At 55.5% G+C, this 19,311-nt stretch carries 11 protein-coding genes and 1 pseudogene; 2 read left to right on the top strand and 10 right to left on the bottom strand.

The genetic code is table 11. The features are described from left to right. Positions 1–145: 145 nt before the first annotated feature. The 8 genes and pseudogenes from PAECUDRAFT_RS26465 to PAECUDRAFT_RS19765 all read right to left on the bottom strand — a co-directional run bounded on the left by PAECUDRAFT_RS26465 (position 146) and on the right by PAECUDRAFT_RS19765 (position 7,499). The gene (locus PAECUDRAFT_RS26465) at positions 146–805 is read right to left on the bottom strand and encodes a vWA domain-containing protein (RefSeq protein WP_040713521.1); all 660 of its coding nucleotides are present in this window, start codon (positions 803–805) and stop codon (positions 146–148) included. Between the two features lie 129 nt (positions 806–934). Then, positions 935–1,456: pseudogene (locus tag PAECUDRAFT_RS26460) on the bottom strand (TerD family protein); the annotation flags it as partial. 27 nt (positions 1,457–1,483) lie between these two features. After that, positions 1,484–1,879 (bottom strand): DUF2500 domain-containing protein, encoded by a 396-nt coding sequence (locus tag PAECUDRAFT_RS19790; RefSeq protein WP_233516793.1) that lies wholly within the window; start codon positions 1,877–1,879, stop codon positions 1,484–1,486. Between the two features lie 605 nt (positions 1,880–2,484). Next, the gene (locus PAECUDRAFT_RS19785; RefSeq protein WP_233516794.1) at positions 2,485–3,345 is read right to left on the bottom strand and encodes an IS3 family transposase; all 861 of its coding nucleotides are present in this window, start codon (positions 3,343–3,345) and stop codon (positions 2,485–2,487) included. 11 nt (positions 3,346–3,356) lie between these two features. Continuing rightward, a complete protein-coding gene (locus PAECUDRAFT_RS19780; protein WP_006038594.1) occupies positions 3,357–3,653 on the bottom strand; it encodes a transposase in 297 nt (98 codons plus the stop codon). Between the two features lie 322 nt (positions 3,654–3,975). Then, positions 3,976–5,802 (bottom strand): ABC transporter ATP-binding protein, encoded by a 1,827-nt coding sequence (locus PAECUDRAFT_RS19775; RefSeq protein ID WP_006039917.1) that lies wholly within the window; start codon positions 5,800–5,802, stop codon positions 3,976–3,978. An 88-nt stretch (positions 5,803–5,890) separates the two neighbouring features. Continuing rightward, entirely contained in the window at positions 5,891–6,787 is an 897-nt protein-coding gene (locus PAECUDRAFT_RS19770) for an NAD(P)-dependent oxidoreductase (RefSeq protein WP_006039916.1), read from the bottom strand. Positions 6,788–6,845: 58 nt separating this feature from the next. Then, complete coding sequence (locus PAECUDRAFT_RS19765; protein WP_006039915.1) at positions 6,846–7,499, bottom strand: cell wall hydrolase; 654 nt, start codon at positions 7,497–7,499, stop codon at positions 6,846–6,848. Between the two features lie 205 nt (positions 7,500–7,704). Between PAECUDRAFT_RS19765 and PAECUDRAFT_RS19760 the strand changes: the two genes are divergently transcribed. Then, the gene (locus PAECUDRAFT_RS19760) at positions 7,705–8,061 is read left to right on the top strand and encodes a hypothetical protein (RefSeq protein ID WP_006039914.1); all 357 of its coding nucleotides are present in this window, start codon (positions 7,705–7,707) and stop codon (positions 8,059–8,061) included. Here PAECUDRAFT_RS19760 and PAECUDRAFT_RS19755 read toward each other — a convergent pair. Next, positions 7,999–8,733: a YwaF family protein gene (locus PAECUDRAFT_RS19755; RefSeq protein ID WP_006039913.1), complete on the bottom strand. Its 735-nt coding sequence runs from the start codon at positions 8,731–8,733 to the stop codon at positions 7,999–8,001. The genes PAECUDRAFT_RS19760 and PAECUDRAFT_RS19755 overlap by 63 nt on opposite strands. 221 nt (positions 8,734–8,954) lie before the next feature. Then, positions 8,955–17,258, bottom strand: coding sequence for a GH36-type glycosyl hydrolase domain-containing protein (locus PAECUDRAFT_RS19750; protein ID WP_006039912.1), 8,304 nt, complete (start codon positions 17,256–17,258; stop codon positions 8,955–8,957). Positions 17,259–17,671: 413 nt separating this feature from the next. On the opposite strand from PAECUDRAFT_RS19750, the gene PAECUDRAFT_RS19745 reads away from it, so the two are divergent. Next, positions 17,672–19,279 carry a PucR family transcriptional regulator gene (locus tag PAECUDRAFT_RS19745; protein ID WP_006039911.1) on the top strand — a complete coding sequence of 536 codons (1,608 nt, stop codon included), beginning with the start codon at positions 17,672–17,674 and terminating at the stop codon, positions 19,277–19,279. Positions 19,280–19,311 lie beyond the last annotated feature (32 nt).

Here is a 19,311-nt window from a genome sequence, read left to right as displayed (position 1 = left end):
GTTACTTATTATGTTGAAGCATATATGAGTAATTAGCAGCCCAAAAAGCCTCGCCCGGATTTCATTCCGAAGCGAGGCTTTATTTTTCAAGAATATTAGTCATTTACTCAATTCCTATCGCTAGGTCGACGCTGCCAACTCGCGCCTAGCGCACAATCCGCTTCTGCTTCGCAGCCGCCAGCCATTGCGGGAACTCATCCAGCAGCCGGTCATATAGCGCCTCGTCTGACACTGTCTCGATCCGGTCCCAATGGATAAAGTTTGCGTTATCGACGACGCGCCCGCTCATCGTATCCAGGCGCTTCAGCACCTCGAAGTTCGATTTGCCAATGCCGACGAACTGCCAGAAGATCGGGAGAACAGCCGAGCGGGTGATTACTTTCTGAATCGTCTTCAGAACACCGCCGTCGTTGATGAATATAACGAAGGCTGGCAGCTCCGAGTCCTCTTCTACCGTATATTTGCGAATGACGTCTTCCATGACCGACGGCTCGTTGTTTCGGCCGAATTTATGAACATTCGGATCGTTTAAAATTCGTTTCTTCACGTAACCGTCTAGCTCCCGCTCCGTCACAGAAGCCAACCGCGTAAATTCATTGTCGTACACCCACACGTCCAACTGAGCGTCATCGTCGAATTGGCACGCGATTGCAAGAATACGCTCGACCACGTCCTGCACCGTTCCGTTATGGTACAACGTCTGCATCGAACCAGAAATATCAAGTACAACGCCAACGCGAGCGACAACGCCTGCGATATTCTTTTTGGTCAACGTGATCGACACGGCTTTTTTGCGTAAATCAATGGTTGAACCCGGCTTCGCTGGCGGCTCGGCAGCTTGAGCAGCTGGATGGGCTTCTTCAACTGGCGCAGCAGCTGCCGCAACCTCAGCTGTTGCTTCCGACTCTTCCAGCTCCAAACCGTAATGCGTCACCAACGCTTCCATTCCGCCGTGAAATCCGCTGCCAACCGCGCTGAATTTCCACTCGCCTTGATGGCGATACAACTCGCCCACCACAATAGCCGTTTCTTCGGAAATCGTATCTCCACAGTCATAGGAAGCAATCTCTCCGCCTCCGTTCGGATCGTCAGCAAGCAGCTTCACGTAGAGGGACGAAACGTCTCGCATCGTATGGCCCCGTCTGACGCTTTCGTAAATGGTTACAGTTACAGCAAGCCGCGCGATTCGCTCCGGCAACTGATCAAGCTTGACGCTAAGCGTCCCTCGGCCGCCCGCTTCATCTTGAGCGTATGCGACTGCTCCATCGATAGAATGAGGATTTCCATAAAAAATAAGATCCTCATCCCGCTCGCATCGCAGCTGCTCCGACAGCATGAAGATGGAAGCATCTACACTCACGCCCGGATTCGTTACTTCCCAGCCAAAAGCGAGCGTCAACCGCTTGACGTCACGTCCTTTTGTTATATCAATCTTCTGTCCTTTGCTAAGCTGCATGCCATGTCCCCCAGCTTCATCTAGTAATCAATTGCTATCGTATTGATTCTGTGCATGGCGATCGAATCCTTTAAATCGTGTTCCTTTGTACGACAAATAGCCAAAATCGCCTTCGGCCAGCAGTCCATAATCCTGCGGCGTAACGCGAAACTCCGTTCGGCTGCGATTCGCAAATTCGAATGTAATATAGTAGCTCGTGCTCGCACTGGAGTCCCCATCGCCACCTGAAACCTTCGTCCGTTTACTGACGATTTGGCAATATTCCGTCAGCAGCTCCGCCGCTTGATTGGAGAGTCCAGTCGAAACGGCTCTCGTCACCCCACTCACAATGCCGCCGACGATTAAGATGACGACAATCGCAAAGAAAAACTGCATGAATACAGGCATCTCCCCAAACATACTCGCAAAGCTAGGATCGTTCACGGCCATCCTCTCCCTCAGCTCTCATTGTTGGACCTGCATCAAGAAGCGGTCGATTTCCACGGATGCATTGGGATAGCTCACAATGCTGTTGCGGTTCGCTCCTCTAACACTCTTCATCTGCTGCTCCTAATCGCCGCCGCTTGTTAGCACCGGTAACGCAATCGATGGCCCCCAGCTCGGCTGATCAATAATGATTATGCATGAACAACGAAGGAAACAACGGAAATAAATCGTATGAAGCATTTTCATAAATATCCGTTCGTGAACAGGGAAGTCACGCCCGCTGTTTCACGATAAATCGCGCCGTCTGCTGCAGCCTTTTTGTTCTTCCTGCTTAACGGACCGTATTGCCTCTATTTCATTCAAATGAGGCCAATTGAAAATGTAACGGACTCCACGGGCGCTATTTGGTCAAATTCGCATCTTCTGCTGCGACTTCAATAGAGTTAACGCCTCTGGAGTCCGTTAGCTCTCAAATATTGCGCTTTTCAGCACAATAGCGGCTGTGGAGTCCGTTAAAGTTTAAAAGAAAAAACCGCCAGCGCTTCATGCGCAGACGGTTTGGACCGCAGTCAAGAAAGTAGACACCGTATTCTTGTGAAAATTTATGAAGCCTTCTTATAAAATTGCAACTCAAATTGAACTGGACTCAAATAGCCCAGCGAGCTGTGGATCCTCTTTCGGTTATAGAAAAACTCAATGTAGCGATAGAGCTCAGTATAAGCTTCTTGCTGCGATTTGAATTTTGGTGAGCAGTAGATCAATTCTTTCTTGAGAATGCTGTGGAATGACTCGATGCAGGCGTTATCATAACAATTTCCCCTGCGGCTCATGCTAGCAATCATTCCGCATGCCTTGAGTTTTGCTCGGTACTCTTTAGAGGTGTACTGTGTTCCACGGTCGGAATGGTGGATGAGGCCTTCCTTTGGCATCTTGGTCGTATAAGCAGCCTCAAACGCGCCCATGACCAGTTCCGTCGTCATGTGATTGTCCAACCGCCAGCCAACGATTTCACGTGTACACAAGTCCATGATGCTTGCCAAATACAGCTTCTGCCCTTTGCACGGGATGTAGGTGATGTCCGCAACCCATACTTTATTCGGCTGGGAAACCTTAAAGTTCTGATTCAAAAGGTTAGGCGCGATAGGGTGATCATGGTTCGAGTCGGTGGTGGTGACCCGAAACTTCCGAGAAACACAGGCTCGCAACTTCAGCTCCCTCATGTATTTGCCTACCGTTCGTTCTGAGATTGTGAGCCCCTCAAGACGCAGTTTAGCTGTAATTTTAAGTGCTCCGTAACGTCCTGAGTTATCCTTGAAGTGGTAGGAGATGCGCTTGACCACCTGCTCTTTACGGTACGCTTGCGAACTGATTTTCTTAGTTTTCCATTTGTAATATCCGCTCCGCGAAACACGCAGCACCTGGCACATCTTCTCCACCCGAAACTCGGAGCGATACTTTTCGATGAATTGGAACCTCAGTTCCTTTCCTTGCTGAAGATGTGCAGTGCCTTTTTTAGAATCGCCATCTCTTCGCGCAGATCCGCCAACTCGCGATCCTTAGACTTATTCTGTGCCTCCAACTGACGAATCTTCTCGGGCAAATTGACCGATTCGTTCTCGAACTGCCTAAACTGATTCATCCACTGATGAACCGTACTTTTAGCGATCCCTAACTCCTCACAAATGTCCGCTATTGATTTCGTTTGTTCTTGTACGTATTTTACCGTCTGTTTCTTGAACTCTTCCGTAAACCGTTTGCGATGCTCGCTCACCACAGACACCTCACTTTGCTGCGATTATTATCTTGTATCTCTCAGCATCGTGTCCACTTTTTATTCTAGCTTCAGTCAGTTCGTACAATGGAATCAACTCGAGCGCGGAGGTGAGGTCACTGCATTGCATAATGCGCAACGAGAAAAGCCGATTCCTATCGTCTGGGCGCATTATCTCTCTGCTCGATCGCACTTCGTTGCATGATTTGCAAGGAGAACGTCCGGCGCAGGCTAATCCCCCCTTGCTCGTTGTACAAAATGCAACGACGTAGTCGGCGCTCTGCGCAGCAGCAGCCGCTTGAACCGATTTTATTTGAGATAGCTACACTTCCGCTTGCGGAAATTGCAGCTCGTACAACTCCCGATATCGTCCATTCAGCCGCAGCAGCTGCTCATGCGTACCGCTCTCGACAATCGTTCCGCGCTCCAGCACATGAATGCTGTCCGCTTGTTGAATCGTCGACAACCGATGCGCAATGACGAGACAGGTGCGCCCTCGAAGCAGCTTCGCGAGCGCCTCTTGAATGAGATGCTCCGATTCTGTATCAAGCGACGCGGTCGCTTCGTCGAGAATAATAAGCTCCGGATTTTTGAGAATGACGCGGGCGATCGAGATGCGCTGCTTCTGCCCGCCGGACAGCTTTACGCCCCGCTCGCCAATCGCCGTCTCATATCCGTCAGGGAACGCCTCGATAAAATCATGCGCATTCGCTGCGCGGGCCGCAACCATCAGTTCTTCGTCCGTCGCATCTTGTTTGCCATAGCTAATATTTTCCTTAACGGAGCCGTTAAATAACACGATATCCTGGGAGACGATGCCCAGCCTCTCCCGTAAGGACGTAATGGCAACCTGACGAAGCGGATGCCCGTCTAGCGTAATCTCGCCCCCCTGCGGCTCATAAAATCGGGCAATCAAGTGGGCGATCGTGGTTTTGCCAGAGCCGGAGGAGCCGACTAACGCCGTCACCTTGCCTGCTTCGAGCGATAAATCGAAATGCTCCAGCACCGCCTGATCGCCGGAGCCCGCATATTGAAAGCTTACGTTGCGAAACTCGACTTGCCCGCGTACCTTCCGCAGCGAAATCGCATCGGGCGCATCGACGATTTCAGGCTCCGTGTTCATAATCTCGGAAATCCGTTCATACGCTGCCGCCGATTGCTGAATCGTATTGATGAGGCGGCTGAAGCGCCGAATCGGCGTTTGCAGCAAGCGCAAATAAGCGATTACCGCAACAACCGTTCCGACGCTCATGTACCCTTTCATCGTCAGCCAAGCACCGAATACGAGCACGATCGCAAGGCCGAGGTAATTAAGCAAATCAATAATCGGCTCGTACATCGCGCGAAGCTTCGTCACCCGAATGTTCGCTTCCATGTTCCGCTTGCTGCGATCGGCGAACCGGTCCGATTCCAGCGATTCGGTCGCGAACGATTTGATGAGGCGAATGCCGGACAGCGTATTTTGCAAATGGTCGCTTACCTCCGCCACCGACTCCTGCACCGTCCGAAACGAGCGGCGTATGCGCTTGCCGAACAGCCTCGTCGTCATAATCATGACCGGGAACGTCGCCAGCAGCAGCACCGTCAGCCGCCAATCCAAAAACAGCATATAGATCGTAATGGCGCTAAATGTGAACAGGTCGGTTACGAGCTGAATCATCGTCGAGGATATCAGCTGCTGGAGCACACCGACATCGCTGGTCACACGGGACATGAGGTCGCCTGTCCGATTCCGGTCGAAGAAGCTGAGATCCAGCCGATTAATATGCCGATACAAATCATTGCGCAGATCGTAGATCACTCGTTGGCCAAGCGACGCCGTCGTCGATGTACTGATATAGTTAAGTGCGCCAAGCAAAAGTGCTGCTCCCATCAAGCCCACGCCTAACCCGACTAGCTGGTTATAACGCTTTTCTGGAATGAGAACATCAATCGTATAGCGAGTCAGCTGCGGAATGGCAAATTCCAGCAGCGAAATCGCAATGATGCACATAATCGCAAGGATAAGCAGCCGCCATTGGACGCGCGCATGCTTGAAGACCCGGCTAAGCATGGTCCAAATGCTGCCCGCCTTTGCTTTCTCGCCATTCCCGAATTTGCGCATTCCCCCGCCAGCATGAAAGGGATGCGCGCGATACGGATCAGCCATCGTTCTCTGTCTCCTTCATCCGCTGAATCCAGACATACAGCAAAGAGATGCACATCCGTCACGGATGCGCATCTCTTCGACATGTTGCCTACTTCCCGGCAATGATTTCATACAACGCCTGCGTGCCTAACTCCGCGCCGCCTTGCGCCATAAGCCGCTCATACAGCAATTGCGCGAGCTTAAGTCCAGGAAGTTCGATTCCCATCTCGGCAGCCGATTCAATCGCAATGCCAATATCCTTCACAAAATGCTTCACATAAAACCCAGGCGCAAAATCGCCGGCGATCATTCGCGGTGCAAGGTTCGTGAGCGACCAGCTTCCCGCCGCGCCCGACTGGATGCTCTTCAGCACCTGCGCCTGGTCAAGCCCCGCCGCCTTGGCATACGCAAGCGCTTCGCTAACTCCGATCATATTCGATGCAATCGTAATCTGGTTGCACATCTTCGTGAATTGGCCCGCTCCGGCATCGCCCTGATAAACGATATTCGTCCCGATCAGCTGGAGCAGCTCTTCGACTGTCTCGAAGCCTTCCTTCGGACCGCCTACCATGATGGACAATCGCGCCTCTCTAGCCCCGATGTCGCCGCCGGATACCGGCGCATCCAGTGCGCACAGCCCGTTCGACGCTGCGGCTGCCGTGATCCGTTTGGCCAGCGCGGGACTTGATGTTGTCATATCAAGCAAGTACGAGCCGGGACGAGCGTTCGCCAGCAGCCCCTCTTCGCCAAAATAGACGCTCTCCACGTCGCTCGGATAACCGAGCATCGTGAAGATGACATCCGCCCGCTCTGCCACGAGCTGCGGCGAGTCCTGCCAATGGGCGCCAGCTTGTACAAGCTGGTCCGCTCGCGCCTTGGTCCGGTTGTTTACGTGGACTTCGTAGCCGTCCCGCAACAGATGACCTGCCATGCTCGCTCCCATAATGCCTGTGCCGATGAACCCGATCACGCTGCTTTTCGATATTGCCCTCTGCTGCGCCGCCATTGAAATTCCACCTTCCCATCCTTCATCTATACCTTAGTATAAACCTCCTGGCGCGCACTTACTTCACAAAAATGTGACCGCCAATCGTCGCCGTGACCGTACGCGATTTGAACCAATCGTTCTGCTTCGCGCTCACCCCGTTAAAATACAAGCCGCCGTTCGTCGGATCAATGCCTTTAGCCGCATCAATCGCCGCGCGGAACGCCTCCGCATCCGGCTCAAGCCAGTATGTACCGCTGTCGATCGTATGGAATGCGCCAGGCGCAAAAATAACCTCTTCAATTGTATCCGGGAAATCATTCGAAGCAACGCGATTCAGTACAACTGCGGCAATCGCCACCTGACCGTCATATTGTTCGCCTCTCGCTTCGGAATAAACGATTCTCGCCAGCATGGACAGATCGGTCCGGCTGACCGTTACTTTTTTAAGCGCATGCATCGTGGTCTGTCCAACGACGCCCGTTTGCGCAATCGCTGCTCCTTTTTGGAAGCGTTGAACCGCATCCTTCGTTCCTTCGCCGTAATTGCCGTCAGCCTCCGAGCTTAAATAGCCGAGCATCCGGAGCCTTTGCTGCAGATCCACCACCTGCGGGCCTTTACTCCCTACCGACATGGTAACGAACGTATTGCTCGCTTCTGCTTGCGCCTGCGGGATGATGATCCATGACAATAATACAATAGCCGCTGCATATAGTCCGAGTTTTTTGAACATCGATTTAAGTACCTCCAATGACGTAATTGAGCGAGAAATAATGGCATGAAAACGATCACACGCGTTCAATTGTATCATTATTGGTCGTCCGCCAACGTTTTCCTAGAGAATTCTAATGTTCGATGGCGGACATATTCCGATGTTCTCTCGGACAAAATAGTTGCATGAAGGAAACATTCTGTGAACCAGGGAGGTGCGTAGAACGATGGCAATATGGGCTGCAGTCGGGCTATTGGCCGGAGGGCTGCTGATCATCAATACGATTTTTGCTTATCAGGCGGTCCATATCGATCATGCCCTGCCGCGAGCCGCATGGTATCATTTTAAGCTGCTGCCTTGCTTTTTTGTTGCCAATCTGATGATCGGGTACGGCGTGTCCGGGGTACAAAAGTCGCTAGGCAGCCTGACCTTCTCGCTCAGCTTAGCCAAAGGCATTGAGCTGGCGCTCTGCGTGCTCGTCGGCTGGTGGTTTATGAAGGAAGCGCCGACATGGCGAACGCTAGTTGGATTGCTCATCGTGCTGGGCGGGTTTGTGTTTATGAAATGGAAGCCAACGGGGTAGCTGGTCCAACAGCCACAGCGAACCATACAGCAAGCCGCATAACAGCCAAACGATCGGCTCCAGCTCCACGAGGTACCATGGCCAAGGGCCAAGCCAATCAAGCATCGAGCCCCCAACAGGCTTCCATGCAAGAAACATGTAGTTTGTGCCCGCAACAGCATTCATGATGGCGCCCGGTATGGCAAACAGATGGAGCGCAAGCACGGCCATTGGAAGCGATCGCAGCCTAGGGCGGAAACGTTCGACTGCCGTCATATAGACCGAGGCTGCGATAATGCCGATGTGGCCAAGGAAGAAATGAAAATAACGGAATTGCGGAAACGTCTCTGTAAGGTCAGGCGTCAGCATTGCTTGCAGCGCGCCGAGCGTACCTAAGTAGAAAAGAATTTCGTACAGCCGCCGGCTTCGGGTCAGCAGCATAATGGCCGACAGCCATAAAGTGATCGTGCAAAGCTGAAACGGCAGCGCTGCTGCGCTCCATTGCCTGTGAATTGTATACGTGGCATAGAGGGCCGTTTCCAGAAGCGCCAATAAGAGCGCAATCCCAAGAGCGACGGCCCTGCTCGCCTTGCGATGGTCGCGGAGCTTTCTGCGAAAGACGATTAAGCCAAGGCACATGCACATACAACCGATTAACGCATACCAATGGGCAGCCGAATATGGCTGAAACATAGGCATCCCCCCTTTTTGATCAGCAACGCCAAGTGTGTAAATAAGGCTCATTGTAGAATGAGCTGCTGGATTGAACTAGTACTATTTTTAACTGGTACTGCGTTACGGGACGCGAGCACCGCAATGCATAACAAAACAGCACCCCTACTGTCCTTATTGGCTGTTAGCCGCAAGGAGCGGGGTGCTGTTTTTGCCACATAGCGATGGATCGATCGGATCCGTTATGCGCGCGAATCTGTTGGAGCTGCCGCATGATGCGCAGCACGTGGCAATGTCATCTCCACGGGCTGGATACCGCCTCGATCCACCAGCTCGATATAGCTTCCATGCTCGTCGCGTTTCACCGCGGTCGAATCCCGATGCGGCTGCAAATCGCCTGCCGCATCGATATCGAGCGGCATCGCCTGCTCCTGCTCGGTTAAGGTATCGACCAGCTTTACCTTAATGTGATAGACCGTTTTGCCGTAACGATATTCCACTTCGAACGAAGGCCACTCCCGCGGAACGGCCGGATTAAAATACAATCGGTTCGAGCGACGCCGAAGCCCGATAATCCATTCCAACCCCGCTTGGTACATCCAGCCTGAAGCGCCGGTGTACCACGTCCAGCCCGCCCGGCCTTTGACCGGGTCGCGCGTATAAACATCGGCCGCCATTACATAGGGCTCGCCAGCATACTTGCGAACGTCACTCTCGCTCCGCGCATGCGTGACGGGATTGAGCAGATGGAACAGATCCATCGCCTTGTCGCCATTGCCGAGGCCGCACCATGCCACGATGCTCCAGATGACGCCATGCGTATACTGGGCGCCATTCTCGCGCAGCCCCGGCGGATAGCCCTGAATATAGCCTGGACTTGGGTCCGTCCGGTCGAACGGCGGCGTCAGCAGCCTGGCGACCATAATGTCCCGATCCACGAGCTCGCGGTCGAAGGAGGCCATCGCTTGCTGCGCTTTCTCCTTCGGCGCAGCGCCGGATATGACCGACCACGACTGGGCGATCGCATCGATCCGGCATTCCTCGTTGCGCGTCGAGCCGAGCCAATTGCCTTCGTCGGTACGCGCACGGCGATACCATTCGCCATCCCACGCGCTCTTGTCGATCGCTGCTGCGATTGCTTCCCGACGATTGCGGTACGTTTCCGCGCGCTCCGCATCCCCTCGCAAATCGCAAACCTCTGCGAACTGGCGCAGCACTTCGCAGAGGAACCAGCCCAGCCAGACGCTCTCGCCTTTGCCCAAGTCGCCGACGGAGTTCATCCCGTCATTCCAGTCGCCGATGCCCATGAGCGGCAGGCCGTTCTCGCCGAAGCGTGATGCCCGCTCGATCGCCCGAACGCAATGCTCATAGACCGTGCTCCGCTGTTCGGATTGGATCGTCGCTTCATAACGTTCGTGCTCCTCGTCCGTCAGCATCGCGCTCGTCAAGTATGGCGCGATCTCATCCAATACGGTAGCATCTGCGGTTTGCGTAATATAACGCGCCGCCGTGTACGGCAGCCAGAGCAGGTCATCGGAATATTTGGTCCGAATGCCGCGCTCTGTTTCCTCATGCCACCAATGCTGCACATCGCCCTCTTCATATTGATGCGCGGCATGAAGCACAATTTGCGCACGCGTAATATCCGGCCTAGCATGCAGCATGGACAGCGAGTCCTGCAGCTGGTCGCGGTAGCCGAAGGCGCCGCCTGCTTGATAGAACGCGGTCCTTGCCCACATGCGGCAGCAGAGCGCTTGATAGAGCAGCCAGCCGTTGAGCAAATAATTCATTTCCTTGTTCGGCGTCGCCACCTTCGTCTGGAGCGTCGTTTCCTCCCAGAATTGGACGACCTCCGCAAACGCCGCTCGGCATACCGCAGCTTGGCTATACTTGCGCGCGATTGCCAATGCACCCTCTCGAGAATGCTCGGCGCCGAGCAGCACGTAAACCGTCTTGGACGCGCCCGGCTCTACGGTTACCTTCAGCTGGACTGCGCCGCAGGCGTCATGCTGTACGCCGGTAAAGCCGGACAACCGTTCCCGCTTCATGGCTTCTGGCGACGCAGGCGTTCCGCCTCGGCCAAGCCACTCGGCCCGATCCGACGTGAATGAAAGGCGCGACGCTGTACCTGACTCCTCCAGATCGTTCCCCCTCGCCGCTTCATCCGCATCATGCATGCGAAGGAACGCCCAATCGTCACGGAACGTTTCCTGATACGCGTTTCGGACGAGCATCGCCCCAGCCTCCGCATCCCATTCGGTCACGATATGCGATGCGCTGATGGACCGCTTCACGCCGAGCACCCAGTCGCAAACGTACGAAACCGACAGCTCGCGCTGTTGATCCGTCACATTGTCGAGCGTAAGCTCAACGATTTTGACCGGATCGGATTTGGGCACATAAACAGTCATCTGCTGCTTCAAGCCATTCTCGGTCTTATTGAAGCGCGTATAGCCTCGCCCATGCGATACGATACAAGGCGCATCAGCAGATGCGGGTGCTGGCGTCGGCGAACCGAATACGCCCGTCCGCTCATCGCGAATGTAGCAAGCCTCGCCCGGATGGTCGAGCACAGGATCATTTGACCATGGCGTCAGCTTGAACTCGCGGCTGTTGCGCCACCAGGTATAGCCGGTCCCAAGCTCCGTGACGAGAAAACCAAATGTTTGATTCGCCATTACGTTGCTCCACGGCGCCGTCAGGAATTTGCCGCCGCGCAAAATAATGCGATATTCCTTCCCGTCCGTCGTAAACCCGCCCCAGCCATTGAACAGCTCCAGCTCCTCCGGACTTTCCGCGGTAGGCGGAGCATACGGGAGTGTTTGCTGCCCCTCCGTCGCAAGCGAGAGCGCTTCGCGACCATCGGCTGGTTGGCCCGCCGCCAGCCCCTTCAACTGCGCCTTCAAGCTCGGCCCATCCGCGCGAAGCACGACGCGCGCAACGGCAAGAAGCAGCGTGCGCTCCTCGACAGACAGCTGATTCGCCGCAACCGGATAGACCCCGCCAGGGCGAACGGCCTGCTTGTCGACATTTTGTTCGATTGCAACGCGCAGATTGTCCGATACATCCTGCTGGTATCCGCCCGCCGATTCGTTCAAAATGACCAAATCATAAGGCAGGCCCCGCCTGCACAAATACCCGTGGCCGCTCATCAGACGGATCGCGAACGGAAACTGCGACCGATCCTCCAGCGTTACGAGCACGATGGGCAAATCGCCGGAAATGCCCATCGACCAGAGGCCTGATTGCCCTTTGCCATTCGCCGCGATGCTTTCGGCACGCTCTGGCCGCAGCGGCGATGGATACAGGATGCGGCCTGCAAGCGTATGAAACAGCGAAGCTTCATGCGCCGTTAAACGTTGATGGCGCAGGTCGATTCGGCTATGCGTCCACGCAAGCTGGAACGTCCGTTCAATCTGCTGCTCCCCGCACAGCGCTTGCGTAATGCTAAGCGCTTCCTCGCGGGATTCAGCCGTCCCTGTAATAGCGAACAGCTTCACCTGTTCGCCAGGACCGATCGAGACCCGCCGCCGAATGGCGAAGATCGGGTCCAGCACTGCGCCAACCGTGCCTGACAAACGACTGCTTAAGCTTTGCGGATGCTGCAGCGTATGTCCGCGGCCGATGAAGCAAGCGCGGTCCGTCTCGTATTCAATCGGACCGAGCGCATCGCAGCCAATCGACAGCGACTGAATTGCCCATCTCGGCTTCTCGTGGCTGTCGCGCGGCCGTCGAACGGCCAGCAGGCATTCCGCGTCCGCATCGTATTCCGTCTGAACGAACAGCTTGCTGAACGCGGGATGCGCATCATCCGCATTCGGCGGCGCCAACGCCAGCTCCGTATAAGTCGTTATTTCCACAATCCGGATGTCGGAGCTCGTATTCGTCACCATAATCCGCCTTACCTCGGCTGGATATTCAGGCGACACGCAGATGTCCAGCTCCGTCTCGAACGGCCCGTCCTTGCGCAGGAAGCTTGCCTGATGCAGTGAGAATTGCGTCCGCATCTCAGACGATGCGACTCGGCTCGGCTCATAAGCCGGCGACCAGACGGCGCCATTGCTGACATCGCGAATATACATGCCGATGCCGGGCGGATCGATCACAGGATCCTCGCGCCAACGGGAAATCGAGATCGCGCCAAACCGGGTAAAGCCGCCCCCATTATTCGAGACAACTGAAGAAAACGAGCCATTGGACAGCACGCATACTTCTGGGACTGTCGTAATCGGATCGGTGAACTCTCGCAGCGGAGCCGTGCGCTCCTGCTCTTCCACAGCTGTCGTCCGCGACGAGTAGGCTTTGGCGGAATCCGCAATTAACGCCGGCTTTTCCGGCATGCGTTCCTGCAGCAGCAGTTCAGCCGCCTGCACCCGCTTGTCCGCATGGAAACGGTCCACCATCGTACGTGGCAGCAGCATATTCGCCAGCGTAAGCAGGCTCATCCCTTGGTGATGCACCATGAAGCTGCGAATGACGACCGAGCGTTGGCCATCCGGCATCCGCTTATCCGTGCAATCGATCGCTTCGTAATAGCCATGCTCCCCCCGCGCGCCCATCTCCTCCATGCGGCGGAGTGATTCGAGCGCTTCATTCTTCGCATAAGGGAGCGCCATAATTGCCGCGTACGGCGCAAGCACGAGATCATCCTCCAGCCCGCGCTGGAAACCAAGCCCCGGCACGCCGAAAGCATGGTATTGGTAATTCATTTGGTAATCGAATGCGTAATAACCCGATTCCGATATGCCGAATGGCACGCCGCGCTGCTTCGCATATTCGATCTGACGGCGCACGGCTCCGCGGTAAGTCTTGTCCCAGAGGGTATTGCGGTACGTCCTCATGAGCAGCGCAGGCATCAAATATTCGAACATCGTGCCGGACCACGACAACAGCGTCGCGTCTTTGCCAGACTTGGTCATCGCTCGTCCAAGCTTAAACCAATGCGCCGCCGGCGCTTGCCCGAATGCGATTGCGAGGAAGCTCGCCTGCCTCGCTTCGGATGCCAGCAGATCATATAGGATCGTTTCCTTCCGCTCGGCTGACGCATGGTAACCAAGCGTGAACAATTGTGACGCATCATCGTACAGGGGCGCAAATTCAGTCTCGTTAATGAGCTTCGCCAATCTGGCATTGAGTCGCAATCCCCGTTCGCGCAAAGCGTTATCCGGCTTTTTCCCGCCTGTTGTCATTTTGCCAGCGATATACTCGGCTATGCCTTCCTTCACCGTAATCAAATAACCGACGAAATTGCCCGAATCGACCGTGGAGACGTAAAGCGGCGGCAGCGGGCGCAGCGTATGGGTTTCGTACCAGTTGTACAGATGACCCTTCCACTTCTCCATCCGTTCGATCGTATCGACCGTCCGCTCCATCCGCGTCAGCATATCCGCTGTTTCAATGAATCCAAAATCCCTCGCAGCCAGCGTACATGCCAGCTGCAAGCCGATATTCGTCGGCGACGTCCGCCTCGCGGGTCCGTTAGGCGGGTCCAATTGGACATTATCCGGCGCGAGCCAATTGTCGGATTCGACGGCATATCGGTCAAAATAGGACCAAATATCAGCGGCCAGCCTCGTTAATTGGGCGCGCTCATCCTCGGATAACGGTTTATCCAGCTTCGCTGGCGGCGAGCTGATCCAACGCACGACGGTAGGCGCCGCCAGCCAAATGAGCGCAATCGATACGCCCGTCCAACGCACAGCCGCATGTGCAGACAGGAAGGACACGGCTCCGTATGCGAGTGCAATAACAATTCCCCAGCCTAGTCCATGGATGGCCCGCGGTTTCTCGCTCCTTCGCTCCACTTCCGCTGAGCTTGTCCATTCCAGCAATCGCTGGCGGGACCGATACATGCGGAACAGCGTTCTGCCGATCGCATCGATCATCAGCACGGTCTGATAAGGCAACGTGACAAGGGCAACGATCGATTGTCCCCCCGCAGATAATAGCGTACTCGGCTTCCGCATGAACCGGACAGGCTGGACCAGCGTTCGAACAATCGGCATGCACACCGTCAGCAGAGCAACGATCGTCATCACAGCCCATGCTTGCGTCGGCATGAAAGCGGCAGCGAGGAATAGCGCGACGATGCCGGGGAGCAACGCGCTGCGGCGCAAATTATCGATAATTTGCCAGCGGGTGAGCGGCGACAGATCGACGGTTTGCAGTTCGCCCGTCCGATTGCACACGCGGGGCATGAGCCAGCATAGCAGCTGCCAATCCCCGCGCACCCAGCGATGCAGCCGTTTCTGGAACGCATTAAACGTCGCCGGATGGCCGTCGATCAGCTCGATATCGCATAACAAGCCGCCGCGAAGGAAGCCGCCCTCTAGCAGGTCGTGGCTTAGCACCGTGTTGTTCGGAATTCGCTCGCTGAGCACGGCTGCGAATGCATCGATATCCATAATCCCTTTGCCTGTAAAAATGCCCTGCCCGAAAACATCCTGATACGGATCGGACATTGCGAAAGCGTAAGGATCGATGCCGGGTTCGCCTGACCACAGCCGCGCTAGGCGGGAGTTCGATACCGATTCGTAGCTTATGCCGATTCTCGGCTGTAGCACGCCATAGCCTTCCACCACGCGAGTGCGCGATGCATTCAGGCGCGGGCGGTTATAGGGCAAATGCATCGTGCCAATCATGCGCTGCGCCGCGCCGATCGGAAGCTCGGTATCCGCATCAAGCGTAATCAAATAACGAACATCATACAGCTCTTCGCTTAATGCCTTGCTGTTCAAAAAGCTCGTATTGGCGTCTCCGCGCAGCAAGCCGACGAATTCCACCAGCTTGCCGCGCTTGCGCTCCCAACCCATCCAGACGTTCTCGGCCTCATTCCATTGCCGCTTGCGTTGGAACAAGTGAAACGTCCGTCCGCCGTCCTCGCGCGGATGCTGCTCATTCAATCGCGCAACGCGCTCTCGGGCAGCGCGCAGCAGCGCTTCGTCGCCAGGCGCGCGCTCATTCGACGCGTCCGTGTAATCCCCAAGCAGCGCAAAGTACAGCTGATCGTCCCGATTGGCCAAATAATGCAGCTCCAGCCGATCGGCCATCTCCTCTACTTCCTCCGGCTTGCTCCATATGATCGGCATAACGACCAGCGTCTTCGCCTCAGCTGGAATGCCGGAGGACAGATCATATCGGAGCAGCGGACGCGTGCGCGCCGCGCTACCGATCAAGCCGTGGCCTACCGTAATGGCCCACTCAGCCGCAGGCATCAGCAGCGTAACGATAACCGCTGCCCACATGCCTGCCGTAAGCCCCGCGCCGATACCCGCCCACGTCATGAAAACGACTGCAAACAGGATAAAGGCCGCGCCTATCGACATCGCATAAGCCGAGCCTCGGCGTCTGCGAACGACAGCCCCGCGAAGCTTGCGCGGCTCGCTGCAGGCGTGAAGCGACTGGTGCAGCTGCTCTACGCCGCTCGTGTCAAGCAGGTAAAACGCCGCGAACGTGTCGCGAGGGGCTGCACCGCTTCGATCTACAGGATGCAAGTCTCCCGCGAGATCAATATCGAACGCCTCGCTGCCATAACGCTCCGCACGCATGTCTGCCAGCTCAATCGCTTGCGAGGCGATCAGATTTTCAGGGACGCCAAAGCGTGAAGCAAGCTGCTCTACACGCTGGCGAAGCGTATGCTTGCTCGGCTCATCGAGCTTCCGATACGCGCCGGAACGCTCGGTTATGAGCGTTCGCTCGACGACGCTGATCTGCTCGAACGCAAGCTTCCATTGTCCCCTCGACAGCGTACGAATGCTGCCAATCAGATGCCCGCACTCCACCTCATGCGCGGCTTGCAGCTGATGCTCATAGGTAACGATCCGATTCAGATGCTCAGTACCGGTATCAAGCTTGCATATTAGCCACTCGCGAACTGTGCCCGCATCTTCTGCCCACTCGCTGAGATGGCTGATCAGATGGACGAGCACCGCGCCCGATAACGGCAACGAATCGCCCTGCCGCTCAAGCGCCTCCTTAATCGCGGATGCATGCAATTTCGTGTCCGGCGGCCCAAGCGATTTAAGAAGCCGCTCCACCCTCGCGCAAGCCTCATGCCGCTCGCGCACGTCACGCATCAGATCGGCGAGCCGGCTTATCGCTGCAATCCGAAGAAGCACAGGCATCGACCATGCCTCTGCCAGCGTCAATGCGGCGATCTCTTGATATGCGTTCAAGAATGCGGTCAGCGAGTCGAAGGTAAGCAGGCCGTTGGTGGACCGATAGTACACATCGCCAATCGCAAGCGCGCGCGGCCTTCCATCGGTTTTGAGCCATGTCAATTTGCGCAGCAGGCCGCGCTTGAGCTCCCGCTGCACGACCAATGCTTCCTTCTCGATAAAATCGGCATGATCGAGCAGCCATTGCTCTGCGGGCTGGGTGCAAACGCCCCCGTCCGCCTTCAACACGGCAGTAAATTGCCGCAAGCTGTCCATATCACGCTCCCAAGCGCGTATGACGCCAGCGTCATTGGGGCGCGTTACGCTCGGATTATGAACAAGTGCCAGCTCATGCGCCTTCTGCTCCAATTGCTCGGCATTAAGTATCATGGGTCCATCTAATTCCTCTCGTGTGTATAATTCGCCTGTATCGGCTCCGGGATAATTACGAATAGAGGCAACCGCAGCATTCCGTGCTGTACAGTTGCCTTAAGTAAATATTCCCAACCGAACCGCTTTTTATGACCTCCCCTACGCAAAAATATGTTTCTGAGGCTATACGAGCTCGCCTGCGGTTGCGACAGAGATGAAAGTAGATTGGGAGGAATCGGCACGAGGATACGCTGAGCAGCCAGGAGCGCGAGCCGGTCGAAAGGCAAGATTCATGTCAGATTAACTTACATAAATATTACTTCCAGCATGAGGGCAGGTCATGTATAATAAAATAAATCGACTTCCCCAGACTCCTCACCACTCATCCCACAGATTACGAGTTACATACCCTCACATATGGAGGTGCGGCAATGGTCAATACCGTGCTTCAAATTACCGTGAAAGAAGTTCTGCAGCGCCCCCATTTTCATCAGGCGCATACGATTGCGAGCGAGCGCGCGCTCGGACGAATCGTCCAATGGGCGCATTTAGCCGAATCGCTGCAAGCAGCGCCGTCCCAAGGCGGACACGAGCTGATACTATCCTCCGCCGAAGGATGGCTGAACGAAGAAACTACGCTGCCATACCTTCGCCAGCTTATTGACAGCGGCGCTTCCGGTCTATGCTTGGCCACTACAGGCGGCATGGATCGGCTCCCTGATTCCGTCATTCGCCTGGCAGAGCGGGAGCATTTTCCCCTCATCCTGCTGAAGCCCGAGGTCCGGTACATCGACATCACCCAAGACCTGCATCGCCTATTTCTCAATCGCCATCATCAAATGGTCGCCGCGCTGGAAGCGTTATCCGCCCGCTTCAATCAATTGCTGCTTTCGGGAAAAGGCATTCTGCCGCTTCTCAAACTGCTCAACGAGACCGCGAACGCGCAGGTCGCCTTTTTCCCTGTGGAAGGCGAGCCCGCCTTCGTCCCGCCAATGCCAAAGCCGAAAGCCGATGCGCTCTTGGCGGACTGGATCTCAGGGAAGCAGCAGCCTGACTCTGTCAACCATCCGCCAGCGCATCGCCCGATATTAGCACTCGATCACTTATTTGCGGATTTGCTGCTTATTGGCCGGCAGGAGCTGTCCGAATTTCAAAAGCTTGCGCTGGATCGCTGCGCGACTGCGGTTGCGCAAGAAATGATGAGGACGACTTATATGGAGGAACGCAATCGCCAGCGCGCCGATCTATGGCTGTTAGGGTGGTTAGAGGGTAAGCAAACGGAGGAGCAAGCTAAAGAGTATTTGGCAGCGGCATTCCCTTCGTTGTCACAGGTATCGGCTGCCGTCGTGCTATTTGAATGGGGAGTCGGAGGAGAGCATTGCACAGTCGCGAACGGGATGGACGGCTCGATCGTTCAGCTTAACTTGAAAGCGCGGAAGGCATTCGAGGGAGAGGGCTTCTACGTGCAGGCTGCTCGTACGGAGGAGGAGCTTGTCTACTTGGTATTCGATCGACGAGGCCGCCCGCAGCTGTCCGAACGGCTGCTGCGGGCCATCCACAAGCTGAAGCAGGACGGGATCGGCCCATTCGCTGCCCGCCTTGCAGGCATCGGCGCAGAAACCGCCTCGCTGTCAGGCATCCCGGACAGCTATGCTTCGGCCAAAGAAACGATTCGAATCCAGAAGCGGATCGGCCCACTTGACCGCCCGCTATATTCAGAGCTTCATGTCTACCGCATTTTGTCGGTCATGTATCAATCAGGCGGCCTGCCCCCTTTTGTCAATGAATATCTGGGCCCGATCATCCGCTGCGATTCCGAGAAAAACGGCCACCTGCTCCTTACGCTCAAAACATATTTGCACTGTGCCGGGTCCAAACAGGAAACTGCCAAAGCCTTATTTATCGTCAGGCAAACCCTTTATCATCGGCTAGACAAGATAGCCGTGCTGCTCGGCGAAGACTTCATGCAGCCTGACAAACGGATGGCTGTAGAGCTCGCGCTGCGCGGCTATGAATACGTGCACGGCGTCATCCGTTAGAGCGCCAGCTGCCCATTCACCGACGCTGCTGC

This window comes from Paenibacillus curdlanolyticus YK9, from assembly GCF_000179615.1.
Classification (GTDB): Bacteria; Bacillota; Bacilli; order Paenibacillales; family Paenibacillaceae; genus Paenibacillus_T; species Paenibacillus_T curdlanolyticus.
This window is presented reverse-complemented; position numbering and strand designations above follow the sequence as displayed.

Coding starts and splice junctions, on each gene's coding strand:
- PAECUDRAFT_RS19765 (WP_006039915.1), bottom strand. CDS start 7,499: ATGTTCAAAAAACTCGGACTATATGCAGCGGCTATTGTATTATTGTCA.
- PAECUDRAFT_RS19750 (WP_006039912.1), bottom strand. CDS start 17,258: ATGATACTTAATGCCGAGCAATTGGAGCAGAAGGCGCATGAGCTGGCA.
- PAECUDRAFT_RS19775 (WP_006039917.1), bottom strand. CDS start 5,802: ATGGCTGATCCGTATCGCGCGCATCCCTTTCATGCTGGCGGGGGAATG.
- PAECUDRAFT_RS19770 (WP_006039916.1), bottom strand. CDS start 6,787: ATGGCGGCGCAGCAGAGGGCAATATCGAAAAGCAGCGTGATCGGGTTC.
- PAECUDRAFT_RS19755 (WP_006039913.1), bottom strand. CDS start 8,733: ATGTTTCAGCCATATTCGGCTGCCCATTGGTATGCGTTAATCGGTTGT.
- PAECUDRAFT_RS19745 (WP_006039911.1), top strand. CDS start 17,672: ATGGTCAATACCGTGCTTCAAATTACCGTGAAAGAAGTTCTGCAGCGC.
- PAECUDRAFT_RS19760 (WP_006039914.1), top strand. CDS start 7,705: ATGGCAATATGGGCTGCAGTCGGGCTATTGGCCGGAGGGCTGCTGATC.